Origin of the sequence: Cognatundibacterium luofuense (genome assembly GCF_018139685.1) — a bacterium.
In the GTDB taxonomy this organism is placed as follows: Bacteria; Pseudomonadota; Gammaproteobacteria; order Burkholderiales; family Burkholderiaceae_D; genus Undibacterium; species Undibacterium luofuense.
This window is the reverse complement of sequence record NZ_JAGSPN010000001.1, coordinates 72,774-87,347: the sequence shown is the minus strand read 5'-3', so window position 1 is coordinate 87,347 and position 14,574 is coordinate 72,774. Positions and strand designations below refer to the sequence as shown.

The window sequence follows — 14,574 nt, the reverse complement described above, 5'->3', positions numbered from 1 at the left end:
TCCGCTGAAATTTCAGGCTGCTGCCTGAATAATGGACTGATAAGCTTGCATCACTTGCTGCACACCCATCTCCAGACATTCGACCACAATCGCATGACCAATGGAAACTTCCAGAATGCCCGGAATCTGCAGGAAGCGTCCGAGATTTTCCAGATTCAGATCGTGACCGGCATTCACACCCAGTCCGGCATCCTGTGCGAGCTTCGCAGCATCAGCAAACCCCTGCCAGATTGCCGCATTTTCAGGCTGACCATAGGTTTCTGCGTACGGTTCGGTGTACAGCTCAACACGGTCGGCACCGAGTTCACGTGCAAAAGGAATATCTGCATTATCGTAATCAACAAATAAACTGCTGCGTATGCCGTGCGCACTGAGTTCTGCAATCACTTCACGCAATTGCTTTTCATGGCGGCGTAAATCCCAGCCATGATCCGAAGTCAGCTGACCCGGTTCATCCGGCACCAAAGTACATTGCGCCGGACGGGCTGCAATCACCACATCCATAAACTCACGTGTAGGATATCCTTCCACATTCAGTTCAACCCCGCGTGCCTGACACAATGCACCCAGGGTTTCCACATCGCTGTAACGTGCATGACGCTGATCAGGACGCGGATGCAGCGTAACGCCCGCCGCTCCCAGATCCAGACAACGTGCAGCAAACGCTGCCACATCCGGATAGTTGCGTCCGCGCGAATTGCGGATCAGCGCTACTTTATTAATATTCACTGATAACAAGGTCATGCTGCGATTTCCTTTCTGCTGCGGCCTGCAGGCAGGCCGCGTTCAACAATTAATGCGTTTGGGCAAAAGCCAGTAACTGTGCGCCTTCACTGACCTGGTCGCCGACCGCATACAGAATCTCGGCAATTTCACCGTCATGCGGTGCAGAGATCGTATGCTCCATTTTCATGGCTTCCATGATCAGCAAAGGTTCGCCTTTTTTCACGGCACGCCCTTTTTCTGTCATGACCGCAACGATTTTCCCCGGCATCGGTGCTGTCAGACGCCCGCCTTCGGCTTCGGCATCACCGGCATGTGCCAGCGGATCGTGATAATGCAATTCTGTATGCTGTCCACCCGTGAACACATGTACTTTCTCACCATCCCAGATCACTTCACCGCTGATCGTATGCGCATCCAGACTTAACTGAATCTGACCTGCTTGTGCTTGACGGATTTGCATCGCGCACTTTGTATCACCCGCCTGTAACTGATGCGCACCGCCGGCACCGTATTGCAGGCTGACCGCAATCTGCTGTTCTTCTTCGCTGAAATTCAGCGTGCGGATCAGCGGCAGATTCATACGCCAGCCGTGGCTGCTCTGCCACGGATCGGAACCGGCCTGCTGCTCGTTCTGTAACAAACCTGCCACTGCCAGCGCCAGCACTGCTGCTGTCGGTGGCACTGCTGCCGGGAACAGACTGTCGTGATGACGTTCGATCAGACCGGTATCCAGATCCGCCTGTGTGAACGGTGCGGAATGCATCAGCCGCGACAGGAAAGCGATATTCGTATGCAAGCCGACAATGCGGTATTGCGCCAGCGCCTGCCGCATACGCGCCAGTGCTTCGGTGCGGTCTTTGCCCCAGACTATCATTTTGGCGATCATCGGATCATAGAATGGCGAAATCGTATCGCCTTCACGGACACCGCTGTCGATACGGAAAGCAGCCGGTTCATTACCCTGCCCCAGACTGAATTCCACAGCTTCAGGCGTGCGCAGATATTTCAGTGTACCGATCGATGGCAAAAAGCCTTTTTCCGGATTTTCTGCGTAGATACGGGCTTCAATCGCATGGCCGTTGATCTGCAGTGCGGCTTGCTGAGCAGGCAGTTGTTCACCTGCTGCAACTCTTAACTGCCATTCAACCAGATCGGTACCGGTAATCATTTCAGTGACCGGATGCTCCACCTGCAATCGGGTATTCATTTCCATGAAATAGAAACTACCTTCCTGATTCGCGATAAATTCCACTGTTCCTGCACCGACATAGCCAACGGCACGTGCAGCAGCTACCGCAGCTTCACCCATCGCCTGACGACGTTCTGCAGTCATACCCGGGGCCGGTGCTTCTTCAATCACTTTCTGATGGCGGCGCTGCACCGAGCAATCACGCTCAAACAGATACACGCAATTGCCATGGGTATCTGCAAATACCTGAATCTCGATATGGCGCGGACGCTGCAGATATTTTTCCACCAGCACTTTATCGTCGCCAAACGAATTGATCGCTTCACGTTTGCACGAGGCCAGCGCATCCGCGAAATCTGCCGATTTTTCGACGACACGCATGCCTTTACCACCGCCACCGGCACTGGCTTTCAGCAATACCGGATAGCCGATTGCATCAGCCTGCGCATTCAGGAAGGCCGTATCCTGCTGATCTCCGTGGTAGCCGGGAACCAGCGGCACACCGGCTTTTTCCATCAGTGCTTTTGCGGCAGACTTACTGCCCATCGCATCAATCGCGCTGGCAGGCGGGCCGATAAAAACCAGCCCTTTTTCGGCACAAGCTTTTGCAAATTCCGCGTTTTCAGACAAGAAACCATATCCGGGATGAATCGCCTGCGCGCCGGTTGCCAGCGCCACTTCGATCAGCTTTTCTGCACGCAGATAGCTTTCTTTCGCTGCAGCAGGTCCAATGCACACTGCCTCATCGCAGACGGCGACGTGTTTTGCACCGGCATCTGCTTCTGAATAGACAGCAACCGTACGGATACCCATACGGCGTGCAGTAGCAGCAACACGGCATGCAATTTCGCCGCGATTGGCGATCAGGATTTTGGTAAACATGTATCTCGCTTTCTTTATCGTTATCTGGTTAGAAATGCTTTATCTCTTGCCTGCGTTAACCGGATCACAGCAGCTTGTGGCTGGTGAAATCCGGTTATCAGGGAACGAACCATCCGTGCGGATATTGATCAGAATCAGCTGCAGCTGCCTGATTTGCTTTCAATTTTGTTGCGGGTTTTCAGACCGAGCTTGTCCAGCAGAACGCGGTCGTCTTCGGCTTCAGGATTGTCGGTTGTCAGCAATTTGTCACCGTAGAAAATCGAATTCGCACCGGCGAGGAAACACATTGCCTGCACCGCTTCGCCCAGTTCGCGGCGGCCAGCGGATAAGCGGACACGTGCTTTTGGCATCGTGATACGGGCAACCGCAATCGTGCGTACAAATTCCAGCGGATCCAGCGGTGGCAAACCGTGTAATGGCGTGCCTTCGACCTGTACCAGATGGTTGACCGGCACGGATTCCGGATACGGATTCAGATTCGCCAGCTGAGAAATAAGACCTGCGCGCTGACGGCGGCTTTCACCCATACCGACGATACCGCCACAGCAAACTTTCAGACCCGCGCTGCGGACATGACCCAGCGTATCCAGACGATCCTGATATTCACGGGTGGAAATCACCTTGTCGTAAAACTCCGGCGCGGTATCAAGATTATGGTTGTAGTAATCCAGACCGGCGGCTGCCAGACGTTGCGCCTGTTCTTCTTTCAGCATACCCAGTGTGGCGCAGGTTTCCAGACCCAGTGCCTTGACTTCGCGCACCATGGTTTCGACTTTCTCGATGTCGCGGTCTTTTGGCGAACGCCATGCAGCCCCCATACAGAAACGAGTCGCACCGTTTTCACGGGCAGCTTTTGCTGCATCCAGCACTTCACGTACATCCAGAATTTTTTTCGCTTCGACACCGGTGTCGTAACGCGCGGCCTGCGGACAATAACCGCAATCCTCTTCGCAACCACCGGTTTTAATCGATAGCAGCGTCGCCAGCTCTACATCACCATCCGGGAAGTTAGCACGGTGCGTGGTTTGTGCCTTGTGCATCAGATCGGTAAATGGCAGGTCAAACAATGCCATCACTTCATCGACAGGCCAGGTTTCTGCTTCGATCTGGCGTACCGGAGCCTGAAAGTGCAGAGTTTGTTGATTTTCAGCTTGCATAGTTATTCCTTTACTTCAGTAAATTCAGATCCAGACAGGCACCGGCCTTAGCCCATGCCAGCGGCGCCGCATCGTGCAGACGCGGTATATGCCCAAGCATGGGCACATGTATCCGCTTCTGTAATGCTTCAATATTTTCAGCCTGAAACAGCATGGCGGTATCGACAGTATTTGCAACCCAGCCCGCCAGGCGCAGACCGCGTGCAGCAATCGCTTCCGCAGTCAGTAATGCATGATTAATACAACCCAGACGCATTCCTACCACCAGTATCACCGGCAAATTCAGTTGCTGCGCCAGATCAGCCGTACTCAGATCGTCCAGCAATGGCACATGAAAACCGCCGACACCTTCGACCATGACGGCGTCTGCATGCATTGTTGCCTGCTGATACGCCTGCACAATGACTTGCGGATCAAGCCGGACATTCTCCCGGGCGGCCACGATATGAGGAGCTGCCGGTGTTTGCATCAGATAGGGGCAGACTTCGGACTGGCTGCGTTTCACACTGGACGCCTGCATCAGGCTGTCCACATCCTCGTTATGCCATATACCGTCGCGCAATTCAGCACCGGACGCAATCGGCTTCAGTCCCAGACTGGAGATACCCTGCTGGCTGAAAGCCTGCAGTAAAGCGCTGGTGACAAAGGTTTTACCGATTTCCGTATCTGTGCCGGTAATAAAATAATCGTGTTGCCGCATACTCATGCCACCTCTGCAAAGCACTGAGCAATATATGCCATCTGGTTCATACGATTCATTGCCTGCACCAGCATATGCACATCCGCAATCTGATGCGCTGCGGTCAGCGTGACACGCAGACGTGCAGTTCCGACAGGGACTGTAGGCGGACGGATCGCACCAACCCAGTAACCCTGCTTCCTTAAAGTATCTGCCGCCTGCAGCATTGCCGCGTTTTCACCAATCACCACAGGCTGAATTGCCGTTTGCGAGGACAATAATGTCCAGTCGCGTAAATTCAGACCATTACTGAACATGCGGATCAGCTGACGTAAATGCTGACGACGTTGCTGTCCCTCATCACCGCTGATCAGCGCAATACTGGTTTGCAACGCATGTGCCAGTGCCGGTGCTGCAGCGGTGGTATAAATATACGGTCTGGCTTTCTGAATCAGCCACTCAATCACGGTCTCATGGGCTGCAACAAATGCGCCACCGACACCGGCGGCCTTACCAAGTGTGCCCATGTAAATCAGATTCGGCGAGCGCAAAGAAAAATGTTCCAGTACACCGCGTCCGTGCTCACCGAGCACGCCGAATCCGTGCGCATCATCAACCACCAGCCAGGCATCATATTGCTCGCACAAACGCAGCAAGGCTGGAATATCTGCAATATTGCCATCCATGCTAAATACACTGTCCGTCACCACCAGCTTTTTATGGCGGGTACACGCCTGCAATTGCTGTTCCAGCTGAGTCAGGTCACCATGACGGAATATCGATGTTTCGGCGCGCGAAAGACGTACCGCATCAATGATCGATGCATGATTCAGCTCTTCAGAAAATACTGCAGCATCTTTACCGCTGAGCGCCGTAATCACTGCCAGATTCGCCATATAACCAGTGCAGAAATACAATGCCCGCGCCTGATCGATGCACGGCGACATCCACGCTGCCAGTTGCTCTTCAAGTGCAGCGTGTGCGCGGCTGTGACCACTGATCAGATGCGATGCGCCACTGCCTGCGCCGTATTTGGCTGCACCTTCCTGCAAGGCTTGTACAACAGCCGGATGCGTTGCGAGACCCAGATAATCATTACTGCAGAAACCGAGTAAATTCTGCCCGTCAGTTTTATAGTGCGCGCCGCGCACCTGATCCACCGTGCGACGCTGACGCAGCAAGTGCTGCTCATCCAGTTCATTTAACTGCGCTTGCAAATCCTGCAGCAGAGGCATCCCTGCTGCTTCCGGAACTGCAGCCTGTACGGCCTGCTGTTCTCGCTTCATACTAAAACCTCGTGTAAAACCTGTTTCGTGGTACTGGCCAGCCACTGAATTTCTTCACTGTTCATCACATACGGCGGCATCAGATACACCGTATTCCCGATCGGACGGATCAGACATTCGTGCTGCAGCGCCGTCGTAAAAAACCGTCTGGAGAAATCACGGCTCTGCTCTGCTGTTGTCTGCACATCAAACGCGAGTATCATGCCGCGCTGACGTAAATGCTTTACTTCAGGCATTGCGGCGAACGGTGCAAACGCAAACGATAACTCCTGTGCTTTCAGTACATTGCTCTGCAAAACCTGATCTTCTTCAAAAATATCCAGCGTCGCCATTGCAGCGCGGCATGCCAGCGCATTGCCGGTATACGAATGCGAATGCAGAAAACCGCGCCGTATATCCTGGTCATAGAAGGCCTGATATACAGTATCCGTCGTCATCACCAGACTCAGCGGCAAATAACCACCGCTGATGCCTTTGGACAGCGTGATAAAGTCCGGCCAGATTTCCGCCTGTTCACAGGCAAAAAAAGTACCTGTACGTCCGCAACCCACTGCAATTTCATCGGCTATCAGATGAATCTGATAGCGGTCACACAAACGGCGCAAGCCCTGCAGATAGGCAACATCGTACATCGCCATACCGGTAGCACACTGTATCAGCGGCTCAACAATAATGGCGGCAATGCGGCCTTCACGCTGCAGCATCAGCGCTTCCGCTTCTGCCAGCGCACGCTCTGCGACTTGCAACGCGGTTTCACCTTCTGCTGCCTGACGCGCATCCGGCGAGGCGATCACATGTGCTCTCTGCAGCATAGGACCATACGCTTCCCGGAATAAACTGACATCCGTTACCGCCAGCGCACCAACGGTTTCACCGTGGTAACTGCCTTTCAGACAGATAAATTCCTGCTTTTCCGTGTTGCCATGATTGCGCCAGAAATGAAAACTCATCTTCAGGGCAATTTCCGTCGCTGATGCACCGTCCGATGCATAAAAACAATGACCAAGCTGGTGATTCGTCAGCGCGGATAAGCGTTCTGACAACTGAATCACCGGTTCATGTGTGAAACCGGCCAGCATCGCGTGCTCTAACTGATCGAGCTGTTGCTTGAGAGCATTACCAATACGCGGATTAGCATGACCGAACAGATTGACCCACCAGGAGCTGACTGCATCGTAATAACGCTTGCCATCCATGTCATACAGCCACGGACCACGTCCGTGACTGAGAGGGATCAGCGGCATACTTTCGTGATGCTGCATTTGGGTACAAGGGTGCCAGACTGACTGCAGACTGCGTGCTACCCAGGATTGCTGTGTATTCAAGGTGACTTCCTGCCTCCGGCGGCACTGTGAGCATTTACTTTGATCACCGGAACCGCCTTTTTCATCAAGACCCGTATTGTATGCGAGTTTTCCTGCCATCCCTGAGCGACACCGGCTTTTACCGCCCGCCGTCAGGAACTACGGCGTATTTCCTGACAAAAGGCAGGATTCCCGCTACAACCGGTTCTTCACAGACTCAGCTTAACCAGCCCGGCTTACGTTTTTCCAGAAAAGAACGTACGCCTTCCCGCCCTTCATCTGATGCGCGGATTTCGGCAATGCCTTTGACCGTTGCAGCAACCAGCTCAGGTGTCAGCGTCTGACCAGCAACTGTTTGCACCAGACGTTTCGCTTGCATTACTGCATTCGGACTGTTAGCACTGATCTGACGCACCAGTTCGGTCACTTTTTCGTCCAGCAATTCCGGCGTCACCAGTTCGTGGATCAGACCGCAGGCCTTTGCCTGTTGCGCACTGAAGCGTTCAGCCGTCACAAAATAGCGACGTGCAGCCTGTTCACCCATCGCACGAATCACATACGGAGAAATCGTGGCAGGGATCAGACCGAGTTTCACTTCAGATAAGCAGAAATTCGATGTATCGGCCGATACAGCAATATCGCAGGCCGCCAGTAAGCCCATACCACCGGCGTAGCAATCGCCCTGCACGCGGGCAATGACTGGCTTGCTGCAGTGGTAAATTGCACTCAGCATCGCAGCAAGCTGACCGGCATCGGCAAGATTTTCCTCATAGGTATAATCCGCCATCTTCTTCATCCAGTTCAGATCCGCGCCGGCGCAAAATGCCGGCCCGTTTGCTGCCAGAACAACGACTCTGACGGACGGGCCACTGTCCAGCGACTGAAAAACCTGTGTCAGTTCGGCGATTGTAGTTTCGTTAAACGCATTTCTGACATCGGGACGGTTCAGTGTCACTGTGGCCAGAAATCCCTCGCGCTTTAATTCCAGTGTTTCGAATGTCATGTTCTTATCCTGTCCGGCATTACATGCGGAAAATACCAAAACGCGCATCCGGAATCGGTGCGTTCAGTGCGGCGGATAACCCCAGCCCCAGCACCATACGGGTATCTGCAGGATCGATCACACCATCGTCCCACAAACGTGCGGACGCATAATACGGATGCCCCTGCGCCTCGTACTGATCTTTGATCGGTTGTTTGAATGCCGCTTCCTCTTCGGCACTCCAGCTGCCGCCTTTTGCTTCGATACCATCGCGACGCACGGTTGCCAGCACACTTGCTGCCTGCTCACCGCCCATCACGGAAATACGCGCATTCGGCCACATCCACATGAAGCGCGGCGAGTATGCGCGGCCGCACATGCCATAATTACCCGCGCCGAAACTGCCGCCGATAATCACTGTGAATTTCGGCACATTCGCAGTTGCCACCGCCGTCACCATCTTCGCGCCGTTACGTGCGATACCTTCATTTTCGTATTTGCGGCCGACCATAAAGCCGGTGATATTCTGCAGGAACACCAGCGGAATCTTGCGCTGGCAGCACAGTTCAATGAAGTGCGCACCTTTCAGTGCAGATTCGGAAAACAGAATACCGTTATTCGCAATAATCCCGACCGGCATGCCATGGATATGCGCAAAGCCACAAACCAGCGTCGTACCGTAGCGCGCTTTAAATTCATCAAACTGAGAGCCGTCAACAATACGGGCAATCACTTCACGCACATCAAATGGCTTACGGGTATCCGCAGGAATCACACCGTACAGCTCGGAAGAAGGATACAGTGGCTCCTCAACCGGACGGGTCACGACAGTTTGCGGTTTCTGACGGTTCAGATTCGAAACAATCGTGCGTGCCAGTGATAAAGCGTGCGTATCGTTTTGTGCCAGATGATCCGCGACACCGGACAGGCGGGTATGCACATCACCACCGCCCAGATCTTCTGCACTGACCACCTCACCGGTTGCCGCTTTGACCAGCGGCGGGCCGCCGAGGAAAATCGTACCCTGATTTTTAACGATAACAGATTCATCGCTCATCGCCGGCACATACGCCCCACCAGCGGTACAGGAGCCCATAACGACTGCGATCTGCGGTATGCCTTTGGCAGACATATTTGCCTGATTGTAAAAAATCCGTCCGAAGTGATCGCGATCCGGGAATACTTCATCCTGATTCGGCAAATTGGCACCACCGGAATCCACCAGATAAATACAAGGCAGGTTGTTTTGCTCAGCAACTTCCTGTGCACGCAGATGCTTTTTAACCGTCATCGGATAATACGTACCGCCTTTGACCGTCGCATCATTACAGACGATCACACATTCCTGTCCGGCAACACGACCAATACCGGTAATCACGCCTGCAGATGGTGCTGCATCCTGCCCGTTTTTCTCCTGATACATGCCGTAAGCAGCCAGCTGAGAAAATTCCAGAAACGGCGTTCCCGGATCGAGCAGCATTTGAACACGGTCGCGCGGCAATAATTTCCCGCGATTCAAATGCTTCTGACGTGCTTCCGGACCTCCGCCTTCGGCAATTTTTGCAATTTTCTGTTTGAGGTCATCCACCACACGCTGCATCGCTTCAGCATTCAAGCGGAAATCTTCAGAACGGGCATTCAGTTTGGATTCGATAATCGCCATTTTGTCTCTGTGTATTTATCTGAGTCTGACTGACAAGGATTGCCTGTCAGTTACCAAGGCCTGCGGAAGATCAGTTTCCTTCGGCCTGTTACCATTACTTCGCGGGAAAACGGCCATCTACGTAATACCAGCGTCCGTCATAGCGCACAAAGCGACTGACTTCATGCAAACGGTAAGCCTTCCCTGCAATTTTGTAGCGCGCCACAAATTCCACACTCGCTTCATCGCCGCCCGGTACGTGCTTCTTCACTTCGAGGCCAAGCCATTGTGTTGCATCTTCATGAGTAATCTGCTCTTTTGGGCAGGTACGCTCATCCCAGCTCAGGCGCAGATACGCTTCGTTGCCGAGCGTATACGCGGTATAACGCGAGCGCATCAGTGCCTCTGCATCCGGTGCAATTGCGGTACCGCTGATATATGGTCCGCAACAATGATCCAGCGACTTACCCGAGCCACAAGGACAAGCATTTGTTACTTGCTTTACTGCTTTTTGCTTCATACGTTTTGTTTTCTTTCTTTTTGCACCACCGGTGCACCGGCAGCCTTCCAGGCACCGAATCCACCGTCGATATGTGCAACCTTTTCCAGTCCCATTTCCAGCAGGGTTCGTGTGGTCAGCGCACTGCGCCAGCCTGCGGCACAGAATAAAATGAATTCTTTGTTTTCGCCGAAGACCGGTTTGAAATAAGGCGACTCCGGATCTACCCAGAATTCAATCATGCCGCGCGGCGCATGAAATGCCCCCGGCACCATTCCTTCACGTTCGAGTTCCCGAATATCGCGCACATCAATCAGTTGTATATTCGGATCATCGAGCCGGGACATCACTTCAGCAACACTGTAGGTACGAATCATTGCTGTTGCTTCATCTACCAGTTGTTTATAGCCTTTTTTCATCGCACGTCTCCTCCGTTAATATTTCACTTCAGAAGCTTCCCTGAGCCAGCCATCGCTCCACCTGCGGCAGGCGGTCATTTCCCCAGAACGACTCTCCGTCAACCACTATCCACGGCGCACCGAAGATACCGCGTGCGATTGCGGTTTCGCACTGCTCGCGTAAAGCATCTTTCCAGTGCGAATCAGCGCAGGCAGCGACTGCAGAATGAGCATCCAAGCCCAGCCCGCTGACGATATCAGCCAGCCATACGGGATCGTTCACCGGTACATCGCCGTTAAAATATGCTGAAGTCACCCGGCGCACAAATTCACCCGTCATCTGCGGTGCCTGCTGCTTCAGCCACAGACAAACACGTGCAGTGTTGTGTGTACTGACGGGGAAATTATCGGGCAAACGCAGACTCAGTCCTGCAAACCGTGCCGACCTTTCAAAATCATGGCGGAAATAATTTGCCATCACCGGCGGCCGCATTGTCAGGGGACCTGATCCGGTTTCCCGGAATACCGCGCCAAGTAATACCGGTTGCCAGTCCACTGTACGCCCGTAACGCGCAGCCAGTTGCTCAACCGACTGTGCTGCGATGTATGCGTAAGGTGAAACAAAGTCAAACCAGAACTCGATTGCCTGCATCATGATCCCCTTTTACGGTTTTTCAGAAACCTGCTGCGATTACATGGAATTTACGAATTACGCCAGTGCACGGGAAATCAGTATTTTCTGAATTTCCGAAGTTCCTTCATAAATCTGACACACGCGAACATCACGATAAATCCGCTCAACCGGAAAATCGCTGACGATGCCATAGCCACCGTGAATCTGTATCGCTTCTGAGCAAACGCGCTCTGCCATTTCAGAAGCAAACAATTTCGCCATTGCAGCTTCTTTCAGACAAGGCTTGCCTGCATCTTTCATACTTGCTGCATGCCAGATTAACTGACGGGCAGCTTCAAGGCGCGTCGCCATATCGGCCAGTTTGAACTGTATTGCCTGATGTTCAAATATCGGTTTTCCAAAGCTCTGACGATCTTTTGCGTAACTCAGGGCCGCTTCAAAAGCGGCGCGTGCCATACCGACCGATTGCGAAGCAATACCGATGCGTCCACCCTCCAGGCCGGACAAGGCGATCTTGTATCCCATACCTTCCTGTCCGATCAGATTCTCTGCAGGAATGCGGCAGTTTTCAAAAATGATCTGAGCAGTATCCGAGGAATGTTGTCCCATTTTATGTTCGAGACCCGCAACAACATATCCCGGTGTGTTGGTTGGCACCCAGAAAGCACTGATACCTTTTTTACCGGCAGCCTTGTCGGTCACTGCCATCACAATCGCAACATCGGCATGTTTACCGCTGGTGATAAATTGCTTCACACCATTGAGTACGTATTCATCACCTTCGCGCTTCGCAGTCGTCTTCAGATCGGCTGCATCACTGCCCGCGTGCGGCTCGGTCAGACAAAATGCACCGAGCATGTCACCTTTTGCCAGCGGCACCAGCCATTGCTGTTTCTGCGCTTCGCTGGCATACATCATGGCGATGCTGCACACCGGGCAGTTATTAACTGATACCACCGTCGATGTACCGCCGTCACCGGCCGCAATTTCTTCGATAACCAGCGACAGCGACAGATAATCCATGCCTGCACCGCCATACTGTTCCGGAACGGCAACGCCGTAAGCACCGAGCTGCGCCAGCTCTTTCAGCTCTTTAGCCGGGAAATGATGTTCTTTGTCCCAGCGGGCAGCGTTTGGTGCAATGTTTTCCTGCACATAGGCGCGAATCGCGTCGCGGATCATTTCATGTTCTTCACTGAGGTTCATGCGTATTCCTGAAGAAAAATTTCTGATTACCAGCGCAAAGGCTGATGATGAATGGCATCAATAAACTGACCATGGTCTTCACGGGTCAGCGCAGCAATGGTGCGCCGTATAGCCTGCACACCCTCAGTCACATCAAGGTCGGCACCAGCGCCACCCATATCGGTTTTCAGCCAGCCCGGATGAATCGCAGCACAGATACTGGACTGAGTCTGCAATGAAACATCGCGCAATACCGAGTTCAGCGCTGCTTTACTGGCGCGGTACAACCAGCCTGCACTGTTCTGCCGCATTTCTATCGAAGCCATTACCGACGACACTGCAATCAGCTTGCCACCTGCGGCATCCGTCATCGGCAGCAGCATCGGTAAAAGACGCATTGCAGCCAGTACATTGGTTTGCATGACACGATCAAACGTTTGCTGATCCGGCGCCTGTAATCCGCTGGTATGCGGGCCGTAAACACCTGCATTCAGAATTGCGAGATCCGGTTTTTCATCATCCAGATGCCAGCCTGCACCTGCGCAATCTGTCAGCGATGTCACATCCAGTTTGAACGCCTCACATCCGGAATGGCGCAACCCCTGCAGATCTGCTTCGGTTCTTGCCGTCGCCAGTACACGCCAGCCATCTGCGACATATTGTCTTGCCAGTTCCGCACCGATGCCACGTGATGCGCCGATAATAAGAGCTGTTGCCATTTGCACTATTCCTGAACTATCGCTGCGGCACTGAAGGCCGCAGCGTTTCTGTAAACAATTATCTGAATAATCAGATCAGTTCAATCGCAACAGCCGTACCTTCACCACCACCGATACACAGGGAAGCAACACCGCGTTTTTTGCCGTACTGACGCAGCGCGCCAATCAGGGTCACGATGATACGGGCACCGGATGCGCCGATAGGATGGCCCAGCGCACATGCGCCACCGTGCACATTGACTTTCTCATGCGGAATATTCAGTTCACGCATTGCCGCCATCGGTACTGCCGCAAATGCCTCGTTGATTTCGAACAGATCAACGCTGTCCACATCCCAGCCTGTTTTTGCAAACAGCTTTTGCATTGCGCCAACCGGCGCCGTTGTGAACCAGCCCGGTTCCTGCGCATGGCTGGCATGACCGGCAATACGTGCCAGTGGTGTCAGACCCAGTTCACGGGCTTTGGATTCCTTCATCAGTACCAGCGCTGCTGCGCCGTCATTGATCGAGGAAGAAGATGCAGCGGTGATCGTGCCGTCTTTTTTGAATGCCGGTTTGAGTGCAGGAATTTTGTCCAGTTTGGCTTTCAGCGGACCTTCATCTTTGCTGATGACAGTATCGCCACCGCGGCCGGAAACTGTCACAGGTGCGATTTCCCAGTCGAACTTGCCTTCATTCTGTGCATTCTGCGCACGCTTCACAGAAGCAATGGCGAATGCATCCTGCTCTTCGCGTGTAAAGCTGTATTTAGTTGCACATTCTTCGGCGAACGTGCCCATAGAACGGCCTTTGTCATACGCATCTTCCAGCCCATCCAGCATCATGTGGTCATACATCATGCCGTGACCGATACGGTAGCCACCACGCGCTTTCGGGATCAGGTAAGGTGCATTAGTCATGGATTCCATACCACCGGAAACCAGCACTTCATTACCACCGGCCATAATGGCGTCGTATGCCATCATGGTAGTTTTCATGGCAGAACCACACATTTTCGACAGTGTTACCGCACCGGTGGAAACCGGCAAACCAGCTGCCAGCAAAGCCTGACGTGCAGGTGCCTGACCCTGACCTGCCATCAGGCAGTTACCGAACAAAACTTCTTCCACCAGTTCAGGTTTCACACCTGCGCGCTCAACCGCAGCACGAATTGCCACTGCGCCGAGCTGGCTGGCGGTCAGGGAAGAAAAATCGCTCTGGAATGCACCCATCGGGGTACGGGCTGCACCTACGATTACGATAGCGTCTGACATGATGTTCTCCTGTTATTTGGATCTGAAAAAAGAGCATTGC

14 protein-coding genes are annotated in these 14,574 nt (G+C 53.2%); all 14 read right to left on the bottom strand.

Annotated elements, in window-relative coordinates; translation table 11 throughout:
• Positions 1-12: 12 nt before the first annotated feature.
• Positions 13-744 carry a pyridoxine 5'-phosphate synthase gene (locus KDM89_RS00380; protein WP_212685987.1) on the bottom strand — a complete coding sequence of 244 codons (732 nt, stop codon included), beginning with the start codon at positions 742-744 and terminating at the stop codon, positions 13-15.
• A gap of 49 nt (positions 745-793) precedes the next feature.
• Positions 794-2,797 carry an acetyl/propionyl/methylcrotonyl-CoA carboxylase subunit alpha gene (locus tag KDM89_RS00375; protein WP_212685986.1) on the bottom strand — a complete coding sequence of 668 codons (2,004 nt, stop codon included), beginning with the start codon at positions 2,795-2,797 and terminating at the stop codon, positions 794-796.
• A 134-nt stretch (positions 2,798-2,931) separates the two neighbouring features.
• Positions 2,932-3,954, bottom strand: a complete 1,023-nt coding sequence (gene bioB, locus KDM89_RS00370; protein ID WP_212685985.1) for a biotin synthase BioB — start codon at positions 3,952-3,954, stop codon at positions 2,932-2,934.
• 10 nt (positions 3,955-3,964) lie between these two features.
• On the bottom strand, positions 3,965-4,660 hold the full coding sequence (gene bioD, locus KDM89_RS00365; protein WP_230427593.1) for a dethiobiotin synthase: 696 nt from the start codon (positions 4,658-4,660) through the stop codon (positions 3,965-3,967).
• Positions 4,657-5,868 (bottom strand): 8-amino-7-oxononanoate synthase, encoded by a 1,212-nt coding sequence (bioF, locus tag KDM89_RS00360; RefSeq protein ID WP_212686530.1) that lies wholly within the window; start codon positions 5,866-5,868, stop codon positions 4,657-4,659. Before bioF ends, bioD begins: the two co-directional genes overlap by 4 nt.
• A gap of 47 nt (positions 5,869-5,915) precedes the next feature.
• A complete protein-coding gene (bioA, locus tag KDM89_RS00355; protein ID WP_230427592.1) occupies positions 5,916-7,244 on the bottom strand; it encodes an adenosylmethionine--8-amino-7-oxononanoate transaminase in 1,329 nt (442 codons plus the stop codon).
• A gap of 196 nt (positions 7,245-7,440) precedes the next feature.
• Positions 7,441-8,226 (bottom strand): enoyl-CoA hydratase/isomerase family protein, encoded by a 786-nt coding sequence (locus KDM89_RS00350; protein WP_212685983.1) that lies wholly within the window; start codon positions 8,224-8,226, stop codon positions 7,441-7,443.
• Positions 8,227-8,245: 19 nt separating this feature from the next.
• The gene (locus KDM89_RS00345; RefSeq protein ID WP_212685982.1) at positions 8,246-9,868 is read right to left on the bottom strand and encodes a carboxyl transferase domain-containing protein; all 1,623 of its coding nucleotides are present in this window, start codon (positions 9,866-9,868) and stop codon (positions 8,246-8,248) included.
• 94 nt (positions 9,869-9,962) lie between these two features.
• Complete coding sequence (locus tag KDM89_RS00340) at positions 9,963-10,367, bottom strand: YchJ family protein (protein WP_212685981.1); 405 nt, start codon at positions 10,365-10,367, stop codon at positions 9,963-9,965.
• On the bottom strand, positions 10,364-10,765 hold the full coding sequence (locus KDM89_RS00335; protein ID WP_212685980.1) for a rhodanese-like domain-containing protein: 402 nt from the start codon (positions 10,763-10,765) through the stop codon (positions 10,364-10,366). The genes KDM89_RS00340 and KDM89_RS00335 overlap by 4 nt, the downstream gene beginning before the upstream one ends.
• A 28-nt stretch (positions 10,766-10,793) precedes the next feature.
• A complete protein-coding gene (locus KDM89_RS00330) occupies positions 10,794-11,399 on the bottom strand; it encodes a 2-hydroxychromene-2-carboxylate isomerase (protein ID WP_212685979.1) in 606 nt (201 codons plus the stop codon).
• A 54-nt stretch (positions 11,400-11,453) separates the two neighbouring features.
• Positions 11,454-12,584, bottom strand: coding sequence for an acyl-CoA dehydrogenase (locus tag KDM89_RS00325; protein WP_212685978.1), 1,131 nt, complete (start codon positions 12,582-12,584; stop codon positions 11,454-11,456).
• Between the two features lie 26 nt (positions 12,585-12,610).
• Positions 12,611-13,282, bottom strand: a complete 672-nt coding sequence (locus tag KDM89_RS00320; protein ID WP_212685977.1) for an SDR family oxidoreductase — start codon at positions 13,280-13,282, stop codon at positions 12,611-12,613.
• 70 nt (positions 13,283-13,352) lie between these two features.
• On the bottom strand, positions 13,353-14,534 hold the full coding sequence (locus KDM89_RS00315) for an acetyl-CoA C-acetyltransferase (RefSeq protein WP_212685976.1): 1,182 nt from the start codon (positions 14,532-14,534) through the stop codon (positions 13,353-13,355).
• Between the last annotated feature and the right edge of the window lie 40 nt (positions 14,535-14,574).

What these genes read in the sequence shown, in the direction of transcription:
- bioD (WP_230427593.1), bottom strand. Translation starts at nt 4,660, where the DNA reads ATGAGTATGCGGCAACACGATTATTTTATTACCGGCACAGATACGGAA.
- KDM89_RS00380 (WP_212685987.1), bottom strand. Translation starts at nt 744, where the DNA reads ATGACCTTGTTATCAGTGAATATTAATAAAGTAGCGCTGATCCGCAAT.
- bioB (WP_212685985.1), bottom strand. Translation starts at nt 3,954, where the DNA reads ATGCAAGCTGAAAATCAACAAACTCTGCACTTTCAGGCTCCGGTACGC.
- KDM89_RS00350 (WP_212685983.1), bottom strand. Translation starts at nt 8,226, where the DNA reads ATGACATTCGAAACACTGGAATTAAAGCGCGAGGGATTTCTGGCCACA.
- bioF (WP_212686530.1), bottom strand. Translation starts at nt 5,868, where the DNA reads ATGCCTCTGCTGCAGGATTTGCAAGCGCAGTTAAATGAACTGGATGAG.
- KDM89_RS00330 (WP_212685979.1), bottom strand. Translation starts at nt 11,399, where the DNA reads ATGATGCAGGCAATCGAGTTCTGGTTTGACTTTGTTTCACCTTACGCA.
- KDM89_RS00325 (WP_212685978.1), bottom strand. Translation starts at nt 12,584, where the DNA reads ATGAACCTCAGTGAAGAACATGAAATGATCCGCGACGCGATTCGCGCC.
- KDM89_RS00345 (WP_212685982.1), bottom strand. Translation starts at nt 9,868, where the DNA reads ATGGCGATTATCGAATCCAAACTGAATGCCCGTTCTGAAGATTTCCGC.
- KDM89_RS00335 (WP_212685980.1), bottom strand. Translation starts at nt 10,765, where the DNA reads ATGAAAAAAGGCTATAAACAACTGGTAGATGAAGCAACAGCAATGATT.
- KDM89_RS00315 (WP_212685976.1), bottom strand. Translation starts at nt 14,534, where the DNA reads ATGTCAGACGCTATCGTAATCGTAGGTGCAGCCCGTACCCCGATGGGT.
- KDM89_RS00340 (WP_212685981.1), bottom strand. Translation starts at nt 10,367, where the DNA reads ATGAAGCAAAAAGCAGTAAAGCAAGTAACAAATGCTTGTCCTTGTGGC.
- KDM89_RS00320 (WP_212685977.1), bottom strand. Translation starts at nt 13,282, where the DNA reads ATGGCAACAGCTCTTATTATCGGCGCATCACGTGGCATCGGTGCGGAA.
- KDM89_RS00375 (WP_212685986.1), bottom strand. Translation starts at nt 2,797, where the DNA reads ATGTTTACCAAAATCCTGATCGCCAATCGCGGCGAAATTGCATGCCGT.